Raw genomic sequence first — 19243 nt, 5'->3', positions numbered from 1 at the left:
CATCATGGAACTCACCGGACAGACCGCCCTCGTCACCGGCGGCACGCGCGGTATCGGGCTGGCCATCGCCCACCGGCTCCTCGCGGCGGGCGCCCAGGTCGTGATCAGCGGCCGGGACGAGCGGGCCGGACGCAAGGCGCTCACCCAGCTGGACGCGGGTGACGACGCCGTGCTGTGCACGGGTGACGCGACGGACCGCGCGGACGCCGAACGGGCCGTGGACACCGTGCTGGAGCGGTTCGGGCGCCTCGACATCGTCGTCAACAACGTCGGCGGGGCCTCGGAGTTCGCGACGGTCGCCGAGATCAGCGACGAGGTGTGGCATCACACGCTGTCGCTGAACCTCGACCCGGCGCTCTACACCACGCGCAGGGCGCTGGGCCCGATGGTCCGGCAGCGGTCCGGGCGGATCGTCAACATCGCGTCGATGGAGGGCCGGGACCCGGACCCGGGCCTGTGCGCCTACGCGTCGGCGAAGCACGCGCTGATCGGGTTCACCCGGGTCCTGGCCAAGGAGGTCGCCGCGCACGGCATCACCGCCAACTGCGTCTGCCCGGGCGCGGTGCTCACCGACTGGGTGCGGGAGAAGGGCCCGGTGGCCGCCGAGGTACTGGGCACCGACTTCGACGGCCTGATCGGGCACCTCACCGGGCGCACCCTCACCGGACGGCTCACCCTGCCGGACGAGGTCGCGGCGGCGGTGCTGTGGCTGGCGTCGCCGGCCGGGGCGGGGGTGACGGCGGCGTCGATCCCCGTGGACGGCGGCACCACGCTGTGAGCTACGGCCGCGCCCACCAGGCGGCCGACGTGTCCCGCAGGGTGTTCGTCCCGCAGTGCACCTCGCCCATGCCCAGGTGGTACGTGTAGTAGTCGTCGATGTAGGACACGGTCATGCCCGCGCTGCGGTAGGCGGCGGTGACGGCCTCGGTGAAGATGTCCTTGCCGCCGATGACCGGCCCCCACTGCCGGGGGGCGAGGTAGCGGGTGCGGGACAGGACGACGCCGTTGACGGCGCCGGGGATGTACGCGCTGGTCGTGACCGTCCCGGCGGCCTTGGCGGACGTCAGCCACTGGTGCTGGCCGTGTTCCTGGAGCCGTTCGGCGAGGTCGGGGCCGACGCGGGTCAGGCGCGGGGCGCGCAGGCCGGTCGGCTGGTACTCGCGCAGGTAGAGGGCGGGGACGCGGACGACCTCGGCGTCCGTGATCCCCGTCTCGCGCTTGAGGATCGCGAGGTTCGCGGCGATGCGCTGGGCGGCCTGCTGGTTGTCGGCGAGGAGGTCGCGGGAGGCGAGGGCCTGGTCGATGGTCGCCTTCGGGGCCTGCGCGCCGGACTTGACGGGGACGGAGAACACCTTCGTCGTCCCGTGCCCGGCCTGCTGGGCGGCGCGCAGGAGGCGCAGGCCCGCGTCGGGGTCGGCGAGGCCGACGCGCCAGCCGCGCGGGGTGTCGGCGGGCAGGAACTGCACGAACTCGTCGACGTGGCCGACGCCGAGCCAGGAGGTGTCCAGGAGCAGCGGGTCCTGGAGGCCCTGGGAGGCGAGGAGTGTCCGCATCTTCTGCGAGGGGCGGGCCCCGTTGTCCTTGCGCTCGCCCATGATGATCCGGCCGGCCGGGTAGGCGCGGCCGTTGTGGGTGTAGGGCGGGATGGTCTCCAGGTTGCCGAAGGAGTTGAGCGACCAGTCCTTCGGCTGGTCGGGGTTGGCGAGCTGGACGGCGCCGATGTCCCGGCCGCGCAGTTTCTCGAAGAGTTCGCGGCCCGCCTCGCGGTCGGGCTGGGGGGAGCGGAGCATGACGCGCATGGCCTGCCGTTTGCCGCCGGGGCCGGTCATGCTGACGTAGGCCGGTTCGACGAAGTCCTGTGCCCAGGGGTCGTTGTACTTGGTGAAGGTGATCAGGGGCGCGGTGATGCCGGCCCGTTTGACCTCCCCGGCCAGGTTCTTGACGAACTTCGCCTGTTCCTGGCCGTAGAGGTCGTCCTCGTCCCCGCTCATCTTCGTGACCATCACCTGCTGGGTGTTCTGGAGGTGGTGGTGGGTCAGGAGGGGGGCGACGCGCAGGGTGACGGAGTCGGTGGTGGAGCCCTTCGGGGTGGTGACGGTCAGGCGGATCACCGCGCGGCCGTCCCAGGTGGCCCTGTCGCGGATGATGTCGGTGGCCTCGACGCCGAGTTCGACGCCGGTGCGCAGTTCGGCGGCGGTGAGGCGGGTGCGCGGGGTGACGAGGGTCCACGTGCCGGCGCGTTTGAGGAAGAGGTGCGTGTACTTGGCGCCGGTGGTGAGCGCGAGGCCGGCTCTGGTGCTGGGCTTCGCGTCCGGGAGGGGGACCGTGCGGAGGCGGGCGAGGTCGGCGGCGTCCGCATCGCCGTTGACCCGTGTGTCGGAGGCGTCGTTGCAGGCGGCGAGCTTGGCGTCGGTGCCCGTGCGGGGGCAGCGGCGGGAGTCGTCGTCGAGGTTCGGCAGGAAGAGCGCGCCGCGCGCGACGGTCCAGGTGTCCTCCCCGGCCGTGTCGCCGCTCCCGGTGACGTCGACCTTCCCGTCCCGGTTCACGTCCGCCCTCAGATCGGCCTGCGGTACCCGCTCCGCGCCGACCGCGGCCGGGACCGCGAGCACCGAGCCGGCGGCGGCGAGGGCGAGCACGAGTGACCCGGCGGGGCGTATCCGTGTACGACGACGCACGGTGAGTTCCTCTCACTGGGGGAGCGTTTCCCAGCAAGAGGCGAAGAGTTGGCTGTGCGTTGCCTGTGGCGGGGGTGGAGTTCGTCGTAGCGCGTGCCGCCGTGGTGGCCGAGGGCTAGAACATGCCCTGCCACGCGCCCGCGATCACCTCCTGGGGCAGGGTGGCGTAGCGGGTGCGGATGGTGTGGAGGGCCTGTTCGGTGCGGGGGGCCAGGGTCGCGGGGGTGTGGCCGACGAGTTCGCCGGCGCGTTTGCGGGGGACGCCGTCCACGAGGACGGTCTCGATGTCGGAGGGGCTGGTGTGGAAGAGGAGGGTGACGGCCGGGTCGCCGAGGGCGCGGCCCCGGATCGGGTCGGGGGCGACGACCGTGATGTTGGCGCGTTTGCCGGGGGTGAGGGTTCCCGCCTCGTCGTGGAGGCCGACGGCCCGGGCGCCGGTGCTGGTGAGGAGTTCGAGGGCGGCGCGGGCGGGGAGGGGTTCCTTCGAGAGGCTGTCGGCGGCCCGGCGTTCGGCGAGCAGGAGGGCGCGGGCCTCGGCGAGCAGGTCGGACCGGGTGTAGCAGGAGGTGTCGATGCCGATGCCGGCGGCTCCGCCCCGTTCGGCCAGGCGGCGGGCGAGGAACGGGCCGAGGGCCATGCCGCCCTCGGTGCCGGGGGTGGTGGCGAGGCCGATGTGCGCGCGGGCCAGGACGTCGAGGTCGTCGTCGTCGAACTGGTTGCAGTGGGAGAGGACGGTGGGCTCGGTGAAGAAGCCCTCGTCGACGAGCGCGGCGAGGGTGGAGACGTACCGGCCGCCGTGGACGGCCGCGTTCCAGTGCGCGGTGATGAACTCGGCGCCGAGGGCGCGGACGCGTCCGAGGAGGGTGCGGGCGGCGTCGAGGGGGAGGTAGGCGGCGGTCTCGGGCAGTGCGAGGCCGAGCCGCAGCCGGTGGGTGCCGGTGTCGTCGAGCCCGGCGAGGGTGGTGCGCGCGGCACGGAACCGGTCGTCGTGGTGGGCGTCCGGGGTGCGGGTGAGGAGGTCGTTCAGCGCTTCGGGTCCGGTGGGGGCGTCGCCCAGCCAGTCGGGGGCGTTCTGGAGGGCGTAGGCGAAGTATCCGCCGATGCCGCTGTCCCACAGCCCGCGCAGCAGGGCGTCGCCGGTCTCGGCGGTGGTCTGGAGGTGGGCGTGGTCGACGACGGTGGTGACCCCGGCGCAGATCGACTCCAGTCCGCCGAGCAGGCTGCCCAGGTAGGCCTCCTCGGGCCCGAAGCAGCCGCCGTACCCGCCGCGGACCTCGCGCATGTACCGGGCGAAGCTCCAGTCGCCGGCGAGTCCGTGCAGGAAGCCCTGCCAGACGTGCTGGTGGGTGTCGACGAAGCCGGGGACGACGATCCTGCCGCCGGCCTCGACGACGTCCGCGCCGCGCGCGGGCAGCCGGGTGCCGATGTCCGCGATCCGGCCGTCGCGTACGAGGATGTCGGTGTCCGGCAGGTCGCCGCGTTCGGGGTCCATGGTCACCACGTGGCCGCCGCGCACGAGGACGGTGTTCATCCGCTCTCCCTGAGTTCCGTTCCCCCTTTGCTTTTGTACGTGCCCCGTTCGCGAGGGTGCCGGTACACGCTTTCCGGCCTTCCTCAGGGGGCCGTACGCCGGTCGAACGCGCTGTGTGACGCCGTCTCGACGCCCTGTCTTCATGCGGTCGCCGGCCCGCCGACACGCCTGACGACCCGTCAGAATTCCCGGCAATTCGGTGTCAAGAGCGGGTAAAGCGCCAGGTCGAATCCGCATTTCGGGGACAGTGTCGAACGTTTCGCCCGCCGATTCGATGCTCCCGGCCACCTGGGGTCCCCGCAGGCACTCACCGATCGGTCGATTCAGTCTCAAAACAAGAGCACAAATTCCACACAACTTCTCTTCATACGGCCGCCGATGGTCTAGATTGACCGTGCTTCAGGTGTTCGGGCACGAGGCGGCCAGGAAAGATCAATTGGTCCCGCGCCATGGAAAGTGCCTGGAGCCCGGGGGGCCTTGGGCGCGGGGAGCGTCCGGGGTTTCGGCGGGTTTCCGCGAGCGAGTTGCTCATGCACCTCTGAAACAGCCGGATTGTCGTGCGCAAAGGAGAGGAAAGCACGGGAGGCAGGGGCCTCCCGAGGGGGAGCAACAGTGTGAGGCATACACGTCGAACCACTGGGGACCCGGGGGGGTTCTGTGCGACGAGGGGGAACAATCGGCCCTATCGCGCCGACGCGCAGGCGTCTGGCGGACGGGACGATCAGTCAGCCCGAGATCGACTGGGAGCAGCGCTACCGACGTACCGTGGTCGTCAGTGACACGGTGGCGACCGCGTTCGTGGTGGCGGCCATCGGCAATCTGTTCGGGGCCAGGGACGCGGCCAACTGGCACGAGAAGTGGGGGATCCTGGCGTTCGGCACCGAGGTGCTGGTGCTGGGGGCGCTCGCGGTGGGCCGGGCGTGGGTGCCGGCCGTGCTCGGCCAGGGCGCCGAGGAGTTCCGCCGGCTGGGGCGCTCGCTGTTCGCGGCGACCGTCGTGCTGGCGCTCGGCGGGATCGCCCTGACCTCGCGCAACATCAAGCTGTGGATCTTCGTGGCGATCCCGGCGATCGCGCTCACCACGATGACCGCGCGCTATGTGCTGCGGCTGTGGCTGCACCGGCAGCGCAAGGAGGGCCGGTGCCTGAGACCGGTGCTCGCGGCCGGGAGCCCGGCGACCGTACGGGACCTGATCACCAGGACCCGCAAGTTCCCGCACATCGGCTGGCGGGTGGAGGCGGTGTGCACGACCGGCGCGGACGGCGGCCAGCTGGACGGCGTCCCGGTGGTGGGCCGGCTCGCGGACGTCGCCGGCCATGTGCACCGCGACGGCTACCGGGTCGTCGCCGTCACCCCGGACCCGCACTGGTCCCCGGACCGGTTGCAGCGTCTGGCGTGGAACCTCGAAGGCAGTGACGCCGAGATGGTCGTGGCGCCGGTGCTGATGGAGGTGGCGGGGCCGCGGCTGCACGTGGACGCGGTGCTCGGCATCCCGCTGCTGCGGGTCAGCATGCCAGCGTTCACCGGGGGCCGGCGGGTCGTCAAGGGGATCGTCGACCGGACGGGCGCGGCGCTCCTGCTGGTGCTGCTCGCGCCGCTGATGGTGTGCGTGGCCCTGCTCGTGGCGCTGGACAGCCGGGGCGGGGTGTTCTACCGGCAGCGGCGGACCGGCAAGGACGGCCAGGAGTTCACCATGGTCAAGTTCCGCACCATGGTGGCCGGCGCCGACCGGGCCAAGGCGGCGCTCGCCGCCTTCAACGAGGGCGCGGGGCCGATGTTCAAGCTCCGCCGGGACCCGCGGGTGACCCGGGTGGGGACGCTGCTGCGCCGCTACTCGATCGACGAACTCCCGCAGTTGTTCAACGTCCTGACGGGCTCGATGTCGCTGGTCGGGCCGCGGCCTCCGCTGCCGGAGGAGTCGGCCGTGTACGGCCCGGACATCCGGCGGCGGCTGCTGGTGAAACCGGGGCTCACCGGTCTGTGGCAGATCAGCGGGCGCAGTGATCTGTCCTGGGAGGAGGCGGTGCGGCTCGACCTCAGATACGTGGAGGACTGGTCGCTCGCGCTGGACACGGTGATCTTGTGGAAGACGCTGCGTGCCGTGGTGCACGGACAGGGGGCCTACTGATGCGCGCGACGCGCAGGGGGAGGAACGGGGCATGAGAGTCAGCGTGTTCGGGCTCGGCTACGTGGGCTGCGTGTCGGCCGCGTGCCTGGCCGGTATGGGGCACGAGGTGATCGGGGTGGACGTGAACCGGGTCAAGGTCGACCTGGTGAACGCGGGAAAGGCCCCGGTCGTCGAGGAGCGGATCGGCGAACTGATCGCCGACGTCGTGGGGAAGGGGACGCTCAGGGCCACCACCGACGTCCGGGAGGCGATCGCCGGCAGCGAGGTGTCGCTGGTGTGCGTGGGGACGCCGTCGGAACCCAACGGCAGCCTGTGCACGACGTACCTGGAGCGGGTCACCGAGGAGATCGGTACGGCGCTCGCGCAGCGCGGCGGGCGGCACACGGTCGTGTTCCGCTCCACGATGCTCCCGGGGACCTGCCTGAACCTGCTGGTGCCGATCCTGGAGAAGCACGCGGGCGCCGGGGTGGACGTGGGGGTCGCGGTCAACCCGGAGTTCCTGCGCGAGGGCACCAGCGTGCGGGACTTCTTCGACCCGCCGAAGACCGTGATCGGCGAACTCGACGCGGCGAGCGGCGACGTGGTGGCCGCGCTGTACGAGGGGCTGCCGGGCGAGGTGTTCCGGGTGTCGGTGCCGACGGCCGAGGCGATCAAGTACGCGGACAACGCCTTCCACGGCCTGAAGATCGGTTTCGCGAACGAACTGGGCGCCGTCTACCAGGCGCTCGGGGTGGATTCGCACCAGGTGATGGACGTGTTCCTCGCCGACCGCAAGCTCAACATCAGCCCCGCCTATCTGCGGCCGGGGTTCGCGTTCGGCGGGTCCTGCCTGCCGAAGGACCTGCGCAGCCTGGTGCACGCGGCGCAGCGGGCCGACGTGTCGGTGCCGATCCTGTCCCACGTGCTGCCCTCGAACTCCGACCACCTCCAGCGGGCGGTGGAGCTGGTGGAGCGCACCGGCAAGCGGCGGGCGGGGATCTTCGGCCTGTCCTTCAAGCCCGGCACCGACGACCTGCGCGAGAGCCCGCTCGTCGAGCTGGCGGAACGTCTCTTCGGCAAGGGGTACGACCTGAAGATCTACGACGCGAACGTGAGCCTGTCGCGGCTGCTGGGCGCGAACCGCGAGTACATCGAGACTCGGCTGCCGCACTTGGCGCAGCTGCTCGCGGACTCGGTGGAGGAGGTCCTCGACCACGCCGAGGTGTGCCTGGTCGGCACCCGCGACCCGGAGGTCCTCGCGGCGCTCCCGCACGGCGGGAGCCCGCTGATCGTCGACCTCGTCCGCCTCCCCGACGCCGAGGCGCGCCGGGCCGAACCGGGGTACGTGGGCCTTGCCTGGTGAGATGAGCGCGCGGCGCGCGCTGGTGCTGGTGGAGAACCTGTCCGTGCCGTTCGACCGGCGCGTGTGGCAGGAGTGCGCGACGCTGCGCGACGCGGGCTGGCGGGTCGACGTGATCTGCCCGCAGGGCGGCAAGCGGGACACGGAGCCGGAGGCGGTGATCGACGGGATCCGCATCCACCGCTACCCGCTGCACGCGGCGACCGGCGGCCCGGCCGGCTATCTGCGGGAGTACGGGACGGCGCTGTGGCACACGTTCCGGCTGGCCCGCGCGGTGGGCCCGGTGGACGTCGTGCACGCCTGCAACCCGCCCGACCTGCTGTTCCTGCCCGCGCTGTGGCTCAAGCGGCGCGGGGCGCGGTTCGTGTTCGACCAGCACGACCTGGTGCCGGAGCTGTACCTGTCCCGGTTCGACCGGGGCAAGGACCTGCTCTACCGGGGCGTGTGCGCGCTGGAGCGGCTGACGTACCGGGTCGCGGACGTGGTGCTCGCGACGAACGAGAGCTACAAGGCCGTCGCCGTACGCCGGGGCGGGCGCAGACCGGAGGACGTGTTCGTCGTGCGCAGTGCGCCGGACGTCGAGCGGTTCCATCCGGTGCCCCCGGAGCCGGAGTTGAAGCGCGGCAAGCCGCATCTGCTGTGCTACCTCGGGGTGATGGGCCCGCAGGACGGCGTGGACTACGCGCTGCGGGCGCTGGCGAAGCTGCGTGACGAGTGCGGGCGCGACGACTGGCACGCGGTGTTCGTGGGCGGCGGTGACACCTTCGACGCGATGGTGGAGCTGTCGCGCACGCTCGGCCTCACGGACCGGGTGGAGTTCACGGGCCGTATCCCGGACGCCGATCTGGCGCGCTACCTGTCGTCGGCGGACGTGTGCCTGTCCCCCGACCCGCACAACCCGCTCAACGACGTGTCGACGATGAACAAGGTCCTGGAGTACATGGTCATGGGCCGGCCGATCGTCTCGTTCGAGCTGCGGGAGGCGCGGGTCTCCGCCGGGGAGGCCGCCGTCTACGCGCCCGCCAACGACGAGTCGGCGTTCGCGAAGCTGATCGTGGAGCTGCTGGACGACCCCGAGCGGCGGGCCCGCATGGGCGAGGCCGGCCGGGAGCGGATCAACGGCCCGCTGTCCTGGCGCAATTCGCAGACGGCGCTGCTCGCCGCGTACGCCGCCGCCTCCCGGAGCACGGGAAAGAGGCAGCACCGTTGAGCGACGACACCATACGGCTGGTCACGGTCGGGCGGATCCTGAGCCGGCGCCGGCGGCTGCTGATCCTGCTCGCCGTGCTGGGCGCGCTCGCCGGCTACGGCGTCTCCCTGCTGTTCCCGCCGAAGTACACGACGTCCGCGTCGGTGCTGCTGCCCGGGGCGTGGGAGGAGCGGGAGCTGCTGACGCAGGCGCAGATCGCGACCAGTTCGGTGGTGCTCGACCGGGCCGCCGCCGCCCTGGACCGGCCCGGTGTCGACGGCAGCGGCCTCAAGGACCGGGTGGGCGCGACGGCCGCCGACGGCAACATCGTCAAGATCTCCGCCACGGAGACGACGCCGCAGCGGGCGCAGCGGCTCGCCGACGAGGTGGCGCGGCAGTTCGTGGCGTTCGCGGCGCGGGTCGCGGGCGAGAACAGCGACCCGGAGGCGGCCTCGGGGCCCGAGGAACTGCGCCGGCTCGTGACGCAGACGGGGCGCCGGATCTCGGAGCTGGCGGACGCGGCCGGTACGGGGCAGTCCGTGGAGAGCGTGCAGACCCGTACCGAGCTGACGAAGCTGCGGACGGCGTTACAGGAGGCCGTCACCCAGCTGAACGAGGCGGGCCCGGCGTCCGGGAAGGCGGCCATGGTCGTCATGGGCCCGGCCCCGAGGCCGACCGGTGAGGCGCCGCCGACGCGGATGCAACTGACCGTCGGCGGGGGCCTGTTGGCGTTCCTCCTCGCGGTGATCGGGCATCTGACCGCCGCCCGGATGAGCCGCCGGCTGCGCACGGAGCCGGAGATCGCGGCGGCGCTGGGCTCGGCGTTCCTCGGCACGGTCGACGTGCCCGCCACGCAGCGGGCGCGTGGCCGTGGGCTGCGCCGGCTGCTGGGGACGGACGTCCGCTGGGACGTGCCGCCGCCGCAGCCGTCCGGTGACGAGGCCGACCGGCAGATCCGCTTCCGTCGGGTGTGCGCCCGTATCCGCGAGCAACTGCCCTTCGCTCACAGCCTGTTGGTGCTCGTCCCGGACGGCGACGACACCGCCCGCGAGGCCGCCGAGCAGCTCGTGGCCGTGTCCGGCGGTGATCCCCTGCTGACCGTGGCCGGGGTCTCGGTGCAGCGGCCGGTCGTCCCGGACTACGACGCGGAGTCCGGCGCCCTCGTGGTGCTGAGCGCGGGCGAGTGGACGGCGGCGGAGCTGTCCGGCATCGCCGAGGCGTGCGCGGACGCGGGGCACGCCGTCGTCGGCGTCGTCCTGTCGGCGCCCGTCACCGCACGCGCGGCACGCTCTACGGGCCGGCGTCAGAAGGCCCTCGCGGCGGGGGGCACGGTATGACGACTCCGGACTCCGCTCCCCTGCTCGACCTCCAGGCGCTGGTGGTCGCGGTGCGCAGGCGCCGCCGGCTGTGGTGTGCGACGGCCGTGCTGGGACTGACGGCCGGCGCCTCGGTGCCGGTGCTGCTGCCGCCCGCGCCGACGGCGGTGGCGAAGGTGCTGGTCGCCCACCAGGCGGACCAGCCGAACGACCCCGGGACCCTGATCCGTACGGACGTCGCCCTGCTCAGTACGACGCGGATCGCCGACGCCGCGCTGAAGGCCCTCAGGTCCCCGGAGCGGCCGGAGGACTTCATGCGGGACTACAGCGGTCTCGGCCTGACGAACAACCTGCTCCAGATCACGGTGACCGGCGCGAGCGACGCCGAGGCGGTGGCCCGCGCGGGGGCGCTGGCGGACGCGTTCGTCGCCGACCACGTCCGGCGCATCCAGCAGGCGGCGGACGCCGAGGCGAAGGGGTTCCTCGACCAGCGCGCCCGGCTGGAGGCCGAACTCGCCCGCGTCGACGAGGCGATCGGCGACAGCTCGGGGCAGACCGGGCCCCAGGCGTCGGCGGACCTGGAGTCGCTGTTCGCCCGCCGCGCCGAACTCACCTCGCGGGTCACCGACTTCGGGCAGCGTGCGGCGGAGGCGCGGATCGGCACGCCCCGGCTGGTGGCTGGCACGCAGATCGTGGACGCGCCGCGCGCGCTGAGCCACTCCCTGCCGAAGGCCGCCGCCACGGACGGGGTGATCGGCCTGGTCCTCGGGTTCGTGCTGGGGCTCGCGGTGGCCGCCGTGGGCACGGTGGTCGCGGACCGGCCCGTCCTGCGCCGGGACATCGCGGCGCACCTGAACGCCTCGGTCATCGCCGAACTGCCCCGCCGCTCCCCCAGGTTGTGGGGGCGCCGCCGGGACAGGGCGGCCCGTGAGCGCCTCACCGCGTCGCTGGCCCGCACGGTGCGCGCCTCGGCGCAGCCGCTGTCGGTCCTGGAGCTGGGGTGCGCGCGGGGCGCGGAGGCAATCGCCCTGGACCTGGCCCGCGCCCTGGTGGCGGAGGGCCCGGTGACCGTCGTGGACGCGCTGCCGGGGTCGCGGCTCGCGCGCCGCAAGCCGCAGCCGGGTGACCCGACCGTCGTCACGCGGGCCCCGGACGTCCCGGCGTCCCCGGCCGAACGGCAGATCGGCGTCGGCTCGGTGGCGCCCGGCACCGCGTGGACCGACCTGCGCCACCTCGGCACGCGGACCGTGCTCGTGGTGCGGGCCGGGCACGGCAGCGCGGCGTGGCTGCACACGGTGGCCCGGCAGCTCGCGGACCAGCGGGTCGAGGTGGCCGGCGTGGTGCTGATCGACCCCGATCCGCGGGACCGGACCGACGGCACGCTGTGGGAGGGGCGGCCGGCGGCGGCGCCCAGGCCGTTACGGAGGAACGGGGTGGAGCGGCTGCCGAAGTGGGCGACGCGGGTCCCGGACAGCGACCAGGAGGCGCGGTAGGACATGTGTGGCATCGCAGGCACGTACCGCTGGCCGGACGGCAAGGCCGTCACGGACCGGCTGACCGGCGTCCTGGCCCACCGGGGCCCCGACGGGTCCGGGCATTACGGCCACCCCGTCGGCGACGGCGAGGTGCACCTCGGGCACCGCAGGCTGGCCATCATCGACCTGTCGGAGACCGGCGCCCAGCCGATGGCGAAGGCCGGCCTGGTCCTGACGTACAACGGGGAGCTGTACAACGCGCCCGAGCTGCGCGCCGAGCTCGAAGGGGCCGGGGTGCGGTTCCGGGGCACCTCCGACACCGAGGTGCTGCTGGAGGCGTGGCGGCGCTGGGGCACGGACTGTCTGCCCCGGCTGCGCGGCATGTTCGCGTTCGGGGTGTTCGACGAGCGGACCGGTGAGCTGGTCCTCGCCCGCGACCAGCTCGGCATCAAGCCGCTGTTCGTGATCCGGCGCGGCGAGGGCCTGGTGTTCGCCTCGGAGCTGAAGGCACTGGCAGCGGTGACGGGCGGTTCGCTGGAGGTGGACCACGCGGCGCTGGTGGCCTCGCTGCTCTACTACTGGGTGCCGGACTCGCGGTGCGCGTTCCGCGAGGCGGAGAAACTGCCGCCGGGGAGCTGGCTGCGGATACGGCCCGACGGGCGGGTGGAGCGCGGCCGGTACTGGAACCTGCGGGACGTCGCCGCCGAGGCCCGGCACCAGGAGGAACCCGACATCGCGGCCGTCGTCGAGGAGTCGACGCGCCGTCACCTCCTGTCCGACGTCCCCGTGGCGACGTTCCTGTCCGGCGGGCTCGACTCCAGCTATCTGACCGCGCTCGCGGCCCGGGACCGGCCGGGGATCTCCGCCTACACGATCGGGTTCCGCGCCGAGGACGCGAAGTTCGAGGCGATGCCGGACGACCTGCGCTACGCCCGGCAGGTCGCCGAGCGGTTCGGGGTGGACCTGCACGAGATCGAGATCGCGCCCGACGTCCTGGACCTGCTGCCCCGGATGACCTATCACCTGGACGAGCCGATCGGGGACCCGGCCGCGATCAACACGTTCCTGATCTGCTCGGCCGCCCGGGACGCCGGAGTCAAGGTGATGCTGTCGGGGATGGGCGCGGACGAGCTGTTCGCCGGGTACCGCAAGCACCTCGCGAACCTCCTCGCGCTGCGCTACCAGCGCGTGCCGGGTCCGCTGCGGCGCGGCCTTTCGGGGGTCGTGGACCGGCTGCCGGTCGCCTCCGCCCGGCGCGGCTACCGGTCGGTGCGGTTCGCGAAGCGGTTCCTGTCCTTCGCGGACCTGCCGGAGGAGACCGCGTTCCGGCGCAGCTACACCCTGTACGACCGCTCCGAGCTGCTCGGCCTGATCGCCCCGGACCTCGCGGGCACCGTCGACGACGTCCTGACCGAGCACGCGGACATCTACGAGGACAACCGGCTCGACGACTTCGTGAACCGCATGTGCCTGGGCGACGCCCGGATGTTCCTGCCGGGCCTCAACCTCGCCTACACGGACCGCTCCAGCATGGCCGCGTCGACCGAGGTGCGGGTGCCGTACGTGGACGTCGAGGTCGTGAAGGCCGCGTTCGCGGTGCCAGGCGAGCGGAAGATCGCCGGGCGGCAGGGCAAGGCCGTGCTGAAGGAGGCGGCCACCTCGGTCCTGCCCCGGGAGATCGTCTACCGGCCCAAGGGCCTGTTCAGCGCGCCGCTGCGGGCCTGGATGAGCCGGGACCTGGCGCCGCTGGTGCGGGAGGTGGTGCACGACGGGGTGCTCGTGCGGTCCGGGTTCCTGCGCCGGGAGGCGCTGGCGCGGATGGTCGCCGAGGACGCGGCAGGTCAGCACGACTTCTCCAAACATCTGTGGCACGTCCTGACCCTTGAGTACTGGTACCGAGGCGCGACCTGCGGGTCCGCTCCCCTGACGGCGTAGAGAGACGAAGAGGCTTCGGGTGAAACAGGTCGTACAGAACTACAAGAGCGGCGAGCTGGCTCTCCTCGACGTGCCGGTGCCGGGGTGCAAGCCGGGCGGGGTGCTGGTGCGCACCGCCTACTCGCTGATCTCCACCGGCACCGAGCTGATGAAGGTCTCCGAGGCCGGCATGTCGATGCTGGGCAAGGCCCGTTCGCGCCCCGACCAGGTCGCGAAGGTCGTGCAGAGCGTCGCCGTGAACGGGGTGCCCGCGACCTACCGCAAGGTGATGGGCAAGCTGGACTCCTACACGCCGCTGGGCTATTCGCTGTGCGGGGTCGTCGAGCAGGTCGGCGACGGGGTCGACGACGTGAAGGCCGGGGACCTGGTGGCGTGCGCGGGCAACGAGCACGCGCTGCACGCCGAGCTGAACTGGGTGCCGAAGAACCTGTACGCCCCGGTGCCGGACGGCCTCGCGCCCCGGCACGCCGCGTTCGGGACGGTCGGGTCGATCGCGTTGCAGGGCGTGCGGCAGGGTGAGTCGCGGCTCGGTGAGGTCGCGCTGGTGATCGGCCTCGGGCTGATCGGGCAGCTCGTGGTGCAGTTGCTGGCCGCCTCGGGGGTCCGCGTCGTCGGCGCCGACCCCGACCCGGCGCGCTGCGAACTCGCCGAGCGGCTGGGCGCGGTGGCCTGCGGCGACCCGGCGTCCCCGGCCGTGGAGTCCGCCGTGGTGGACCTGACCGGCGGTCACGGCGTGGACCAGGTGTATCTGGCGGCCGGCGGCGGCAGCAACCAGCCCGTCGAGCTGGCCGCCCGGCTCAGCCGGGACCGGGGCCGGGTCGTCGACATCGGCAAGTGCCGCCTGGACCTGCCGTGGAACGCGTACTACGAGAAGGAACTGGACGTCCGCTTCTCGCGCAGCTACGGGCCGGGCCGCTACGACCCGGAGTACGAGCTCGACGGGCGGGACTATCCGATCGGGTACGTCCGCTGGACGGAGCGCCGGAATCTGGCGTGCTTCCTGGATCTGGTCGCGCGCGGCCGGGTGGATGTGGAGCCGCTGGTGTCGCATGTCGCGGACTTCGACGACGCGGTGGAGACGTACCGGAGCCTGAAGGACGGCGACCTCAAGGCGGTGGCCGTGCTGTTCCGGTATCCCGAGACCCCCGGGAACACAGCCGTGGCCGAGGCGCCGACGGTGACCGTCCCCGCCGTGCGCATCACGCCCAAGGCCCGAACGCCCAAGGCGACATCCCCCGTACGGCTCGCCTTCATCGGCGCCGGCAACTACGCCACCTCCATGCTCCTCCCCCACCTCACTGGCCGCGACGGCGTCGAACTCTCCACGGTCGTCACGACCACCGCGCTGTCCGCCGCCAACGCGCAGCGCAAGTTCGGCTTCGCCGAGGCGACGACCGACCTGGACGCGGTCCTCGGTGACAAGGCGATCGACGCGGTGTTCGTCGTCACCCGCCACAGCTCGCACGCGGACCTGACCCGCAGGGCGCTGCTCGCGGGCAAGGCGGTGTTCGTGGAGAAGCCCCTCGCGCTGAGCGAGGAGGAGCTGTCCGGGGTGCTGTCGGCGGTGGAGGAGTCCGGCAACGACCGGCTCCAGGTGGGGTTCAACCGCCGGTTCGCGCCGCTGCTGCGGGAGGCGAAGGAGCGGTTCGGCGCCCGCAGCGGCCCGGCGTCGCTGCGCTATCTCGTCAACGCGGGGCAGCTGGCGCAAGGGAGCTGGTATCTGCGGCAGGGCACCGAGGGGTCGCGGTTCGCCGGGGAGGGCGGGCACTTCGTGGACACGGCGAGCTGGCTGCTCGACGCGGACCCGGTGTCGGTGTACGCCGTCGGCGGCGAGGACCTCCAGGTCGTCCTGGGCTACCCGGACGGCTCGACCGCGACGATCAGCTATGTCACGAGCGGCGCGTCGAGTTTCCCGAAGGAGACGCTGGATCTGGTCGCCGACGGCAAGGTGCTGCGCCTCGACGACTTCGTGCGCGCGTCGGTCTACGACCGCAAGCGGTGGGTGAGTTCGCGCCTGCCGAAGGCCCGGGACAAGGGGCAGAACGCCGAACTCGCCGCGTTCGTGAAGGCGGTGCGGACCGGTGGCCCGATGCCGGTGCCGCTGGAGTCGCTGGCCGCCACCACGGCCGCGACCCTCGCCGTGCGGGCCGCTGTGGCCGACGGGGTGCCGGTGACGCTGGCGGGGGCGCGATGAGCATGGACGCGGGGTGGTACCTGCGGCGGCTGTCGCGAATGGGTCCGGCGGAGGTCGCGGGGCGGGCCGGGGACGTGGTGCGGCGTCGGCGGTGGCGGTCGGCGCGGCCCGTCTGCCCGGACGTGACCGGCGCCCGCTTCACCGCCGTCCTGCCGCCGGGCGCGCTCGACGCCGTGTCGCCGGACGCGGTGAAGCGGCTGGTGGCGGAGGCGGACCGGCTGATGGCGGGGCACGGCGAGTTCTTCGGGGTGGTCCGCGACGACCTGGACGCCCCGGACTGGTGGTACGACCCGAAGACCGGGCGGCGCGCCCCCTGGGGGTACGCCTTCGACGTGCCCTACCGCGACGAGGAGGCCGTCGGGGACATCAAGCAGATCTGGGAGCCGTCCCGGCACCAGTACCTGACGGTCCTCGCCGCCGCCTACGCGGTCACCGGCAACGAGCGGTACGCGGAGCGGGTCGCCGCGCATCTGCGGTCGTGGTGGTCGGCCAACGCGCCCCTGCGCGGGGTGCACTGGACGAGCGGTATCGAGCTGGGCATCCGGCTGCTGTCGTGGGTGTGGATACGGCGGCTCCTCGACGAGTGGCCGGGCGTGAGCGGCCTGTTCGAGGGCAACCCGGTGGCGGTGGCGCAGATCTGGCACCACCAGCGCTGGCTGGCCGCCTTCCCGAGCCGGGGTTCGTCGGCGAACAACCACGTCGTCGCCGAGGCGGCCGGGCAGTTCGCGGCGTCCTGCGCGTTCGACTGGTACCCGGCCTCGCGGCGCTGGCGCGACGACGCCCTGCGCTCCCTGGAGCGGCATCTGCGCCGGAACACGTTCCCGTCCGGCCTCAACCGCGAACTGGCCACCGAGTACCACGGGCTGGTCCTCGAACTGGGCCTCGCCGCACTGGCCGAGGCGGACACGGCGGGTGTTCCGGTCCCGGCGTCGGTCCGGCTGGTGCTGCTGCGGATGACCGACGCGCTCGCGGCCGTCGTGGACAGCCGCCTGCGCCCGCCCCGGCAGGGTGACGCGGACGACGGGTACGGCCTGGTCGTGGACGGCGCGGGCACCGACCGGTGGGCGTCGCTGCTGGCCACGGGGGAGGCGCTGTTCGGGCGGCTCGACTGGTGGCCGCAGGTCACCGGCACCGACGTCCGCACCCCGCTGCTGGCCGCGCTCGTCGAGCCGTACAAGCGCGGGAGGCGCCCCGCGAGCCGGCCGGCGCACTTCGCGGACGCCGGGCTGACCGTCCTGCGCGGGCCGGGAGAGATCTGGTGCCGGTGCGACGGCGGCCCGCACGGGTTCCTGTCGATCGCCGCGCACGCGCACGCGGACGCGCTGTCCGTGGAGGTGCGCCACGACGGGGTGGACGTGCTCGCCGACCCGGGGACGTACTGCTACCACGGCCAGCCGGCGTGGCGGCGGTACTTCCGCTCGACGCTCGGCCACAACACGCTCCAGGTCGACGGCGAGGACCAGTCCGTGTCCGGGGGCCCGTTCCTGTGGACCCGGCACGCGCGCAGCCGCGTCCTGGTCGCCGACACCTCTCAGGCGGGGGTGGGCCGGTGGGGCGCCGAGCACGACGGGTACGGGCCCTCGGTGCACCGCCGCTGGGTCGAACTGACGTCGGCGGACCGGGAGATACGGATCGTCGACGAGGTGTCCGGCGAGCCGCGTGCCGTGCGGCTCGCGTTCCACCTCGGCCCCGCGGTCACCGCGCGCCTGGAGGCCGGCCGGGCGCTGCTGACGTGGCGCCGGGACGGCGAGGAGCGGTCCGCGACGCTCGATCTGCCGGGGCGGCTGGACTGGCGGGCGCACCGGGGCGAGAGCGATCCGCCGCTGGGCTGGTACTCCCCCGGCTTCGGGCGCAAGGAGCCCGCGACGACGCTGGTCGGCACCGGTTTCACGGGGAGCGTCGAGGGGTTCGTCACCGTGCTCAGGTTCCAGGGCTGAGGGGGGAGGGTGGGCATGAGGTGGTGGTACGGGGCGGCGGCGCTCGCCCTCCTGGCGGTGACCGGCTGCGACAGCACGCGGGACGCGCGGCCGGAGCCGACCTCGACGCAGGCCACGTCCGTGTCGTCGGTGGCCCGGGTGTGCGCCGGCCCGGCGGCGGGTCCGGCGTCGGCGCCGCGGGGCGCGGTGAGCGTCGATCCGGCCGTGCCCGGCGATCTGGCGGCGAAGACGAGGAGCAGCCCGCCGCACACGACGTTCTGGCTGCGCCCGGGCACGCACCGGCTCGCGGGGGACCGGTACGCGCAGGTCGTCCCGAAGGACGGCGACCGCTATATCGGGGCGCCGGGTGCGGTGCTGGACGGGCGGAAGGTCAACCAGTACGCGTTCGGCGGGCCCGCCCGCGATGTGGTCCTGCGCCATCTGACCGTGCAGAACTTCGTCGCGCCGCACGACGAGGGGGTGGTCAACCACGACTCGGCCGACGGGTGGGTGATCGAGCACTCGACGATCCAGCACAACTCGGGGGCGGGGCTGATGGCGGGGGCGCGGCAGCAGGTGCGCGCGAACTGCCTGCGCGGCAACGGGCAGTACGGGCTGAACGCGTACAAGTCCGGTGACCGGATCACGGGTCTGGTGGTCGAGGGGAACGAGATCACCGGGAACAACACCGGCGACTGGGAGCGCCGGCAGCCGGGCTGCGGCTGTACGGGGGGCGTGAAGTTCTGGGCGGTCGACGGGGCCGACGTGCGGGGCAACTGGGTGCACGGGAACCGGGGCACCGGGCTGTGGGCGGACACCAACAACAACGACTTCCTGATCGAGGACAACGTCCTGGAGGACAACGACGGGGCCGCGCTGATCTACGAGACCAGCTACAACGCGGTGATCCGCGGCAACACGATCCGGGGCAACAACAAGGTGGAGGGCCGCCGGTACGCCGATCGCGGTGACTCCTTCCCGCTCGCGACGGTCTATCTGTCGGAGTCGGGCGGCGAACCGCGTATCCGTGCGCGCACGGACAAGATCGACGTCTACCGCAACGTCCTGGAGAACAACTGGTCCGGCATCACCCTGTGGGAGAACGCCGACCGGTTCTGCAACAGTCCGGCGAACACGTCGTCCGGCGACTGCACGCTCCTGGTGAAGGACACCCGGCGCTGCGCGCGCCCGGGGATCGCGAAGGCGCCGCTGTACGCGGACTGCCGGTGGAAGACGCAGCGCGTCCAGATCCACGGCAACCGGTTCGTGCTGGACAAGGCGGCCGTCGGCTGCACGACGCTGTGCGACCGGATGGCGGTGCTGGCGAACTACGGCACCTATCCGGACTGGTCGCCGTACCAGGGCGACCAGGTCGCCGACGCGATCACGCTGAAGCAGGGCAACCGCTGGTCCGACAACGCGTACACCGGCCCGTGGACGTTCGTCGTCCACGACCCGAGCCGCACCCTCGACGCCGGGCAGTGGCGCAGCGCGCCCTACCGGCAGGACGCGGGCAGCACCTTCGCCGCGCAGGGGGGTGGCTGAG

At 72.9% G+C, this 19243-nt stretch carries 12 protein-coding genes; 10 read left to right on the top strand and 2 right to left on the bottom strand.

Annotated elements, in window-relative coordinates:
• Positions 1–4: 4 nt before the first annotated feature.
• Positions 5–778, top strand: coding sequence for an SDR family NAD(P)-dependent oxidoreductase (locus tag PV682_RS31085; RefSeq protein WP_319735099.1), 774 nt, complete (start codon positions 5–7; stop codon positions 776–778).
• A gap of 1 nt (position 779) precedes the next feature.
• On the opposite strand, the gene PV682_RS31080 is transcribed toward PV682_RS31085, so the two are convergent.
• Together PV682_RS31080 and PV682_RS31075 are read right to left on the bottom strand one after the other, a co-directional pair.
• Positions 780–2675 carry a protein-arginine deiminase domain-containing protein gene (locus tag PV682_RS31080; protein ID WP_407705767.1) on the bottom strand — a complete coding sequence of 632 codons (1896 nt, stop codon included), beginning with the start codon at positions 2673–2675 and terminating at the stop codon, positions 780–782.
• A 115-nt stretch (positions 2676–2790) separates the two neighbouring features.
• A complete protein-coding gene (locus tag PV682_RS31075; RefSeq protein WP_319735098.1) occupies positions 2791–4206 on the bottom strand; it encodes an amidohydrolase family protein in 1416 nt (471 codons plus the stop codon).
• A gap of 675 nt (positions 4207–4881) precedes the next feature.
• Between PV682_RS31075 and PV682_RS31070 the strand changes: the two genes are divergently transcribed.
• Genes PV682_RS31070 through PV682_RS31030 form a run of 9 tightly spaced genes read left to right on the top strand, consistent with a single transcriptional unit; the run spans position 4882 to position 19242 of the window.
• Complete coding sequence (locus PV682_RS31070; protein ID WP_407705771.1) at positions 4882–6333, top strand: sugar transferase; 1452 nt, start codon at positions 4882–4884, stop codon at positions 6331–6333.
• 31 nt (positions 6334–6364) lie between these two features.
• The gene (locus PV682_RS31065) at positions 6365–7675 is read left to right on the top strand and encodes a nucleotide sugar dehydrogenase (RefSeq protein ID WP_319735097.1); all 1311 of its coding nucleotides are present in this window, start codon (positions 6365–6367) and stop codon (positions 7673–7675) included.
• A 1-nt stretch (position 7676) separates the two neighbouring features.
• Positions 7677–8882, top strand: coding sequence for a glycosyltransferase family 4 protein (locus tag PV682_RS31060; protein WP_319735096.1), 1206 nt, complete (start codon positions 7677–7679; stop codon positions 8880–8882).
• Entirely contained in the window at positions 8879–10198 is a 1320-nt protein-coding gene (locus tag PV682_RS31055; protein ID WP_319735095.1) for a Wzz/FepE/Etk N-terminal domain-containing protein, read from the top strand. Before PV682_RS31060 ends, PV682_RS31055 begins: the two co-directional genes overlap by 4 nt.
• Positions 10195–11670 (top strand): Wzz/FepE/Etk N-terminal domain-containing protein, encoded by a 1476-nt coding sequence (locus PV682_RS31050; protein ID WP_319735094.1) that lies wholly within the window; start codon positions 10195–10197, stop codon positions 11668–11670. Before PV682_RS31055 ends, PV682_RS31050 begins: the two co-directional genes overlap by 4 nt.
• A gap of 3 nt (positions 11671–11673) precedes the next feature.
• Entirely contained in the window at positions 11674–13587 is a 1914-nt protein-coding gene (gene asnB / locus PV682_RS31045; protein ID WP_319735093.1) for an asparagine synthase (glutamine-hydrolyzing), read from the top strand.
• Positions 13588–13606: 19 nt separating this feature from the next.
• A complete protein-coding gene (locus PV682_RS31040) occupies positions 13607–15781 on the top strand; it encodes a bi-domain-containing oxidoreductase (protein ID WP_319735092.1) in 2175 nt (724 codons plus the stop codon).
• The gene (locus PV682_RS31035; protein WP_319735091.1) at positions 15778–17718 is read left to right on the top strand and encodes a heparinase II/III family protein; all 1941 of its coding nucleotides are present in this window, start codon (positions 15778–15780) and stop codon (positions 17716–17718) included. The genes PV682_RS31040 and PV682_RS31035 overlap by 4 nt, the downstream gene beginning before the upstream one ends.
• 15 nt (positions 17719–17733) lie before the next feature.
• Positions 17734–19242 (top strand): right-handed parallel beta-helix repeat-containing protein, encoded by a 1509-nt coding sequence (locus PV682_RS31030; RefSeq protein WP_319735090.1) that lies wholly within the window; start codon positions 17734–17736, stop codon positions 19240–19242.
• Position 19243: the final 1 nt, after the last annotated feature.

Origin of the sequence: Streptomyces niveiscabiei (assembly GCF_033794345.1) — a bacterium.
Taxonomy (GTDB): Bacteria; Actinomycetota; Actinomycetes; order Streptomycetales; family Streptomycetaceae; genus Streptomyces; species Streptomyces niveiscabiei.
The sequence above is the reverse complement of the archived record's forward strand: the minus strand, read 5'-3'. Positions and strand labels throughout refer to the sequence as shown.

Coding starts and splice junctions, on each gene's coding strand:
- PV682_RS31085 (WP_319735099.1), top strand. CDS start 5: ATGGAACTCACCGGACAGACCGCCCTCGTCACCGGCGGCACGCGCGGT.
- PV682_RS31075 (WP_319735098.1), bottom strand. CDS start 4,206: ATGAACACCGTCCTCGTGCGCGGCGGCCACGTGGTGACCATGGACCCC.
- PV682_RS31065 (WP_319735097.1), top strand. CDS start 6,365: ATGAGAGTCAGCGTGTTCGGGCTCGGCTACGTGGGCTGCGTGTCGGCC.
- PV682_RS31060 (WP_319735096.1), top strand. CDS start 7,677: ATGAGCGCGCGGCGCGCGCTGGTGCTGGTGGAGAACCTGTCCGTGCCG.
- PV682_RS31050 (WP_319735094.1), top strand. CDS start 10,195: ATGACGACTCCGGACTCCGCTCCCCTGCTCGACCTCCAGGCGCTGGTG.
- asnB (WP_319735093.1), top strand. CDS start 11,674: ATGTGTGGCATCGCAGGCACGTACCGCTGGCCGGACGGCAAGGCCGTC.
- PV682_RS31035 (WP_319735091.1), top strand. CDS start 15,778: ATGAGCATGGACGCGGGGTGGTACCTGCGGCGGCTGTCGCGAATGGGT.
- PV682_RS31030 (WP_319735090.1), top strand. CDS start 17,734: ATGAGGTGGTGGTACGGGGCGGCGGCGCTCGCCCTCCTGGCGGTGACC.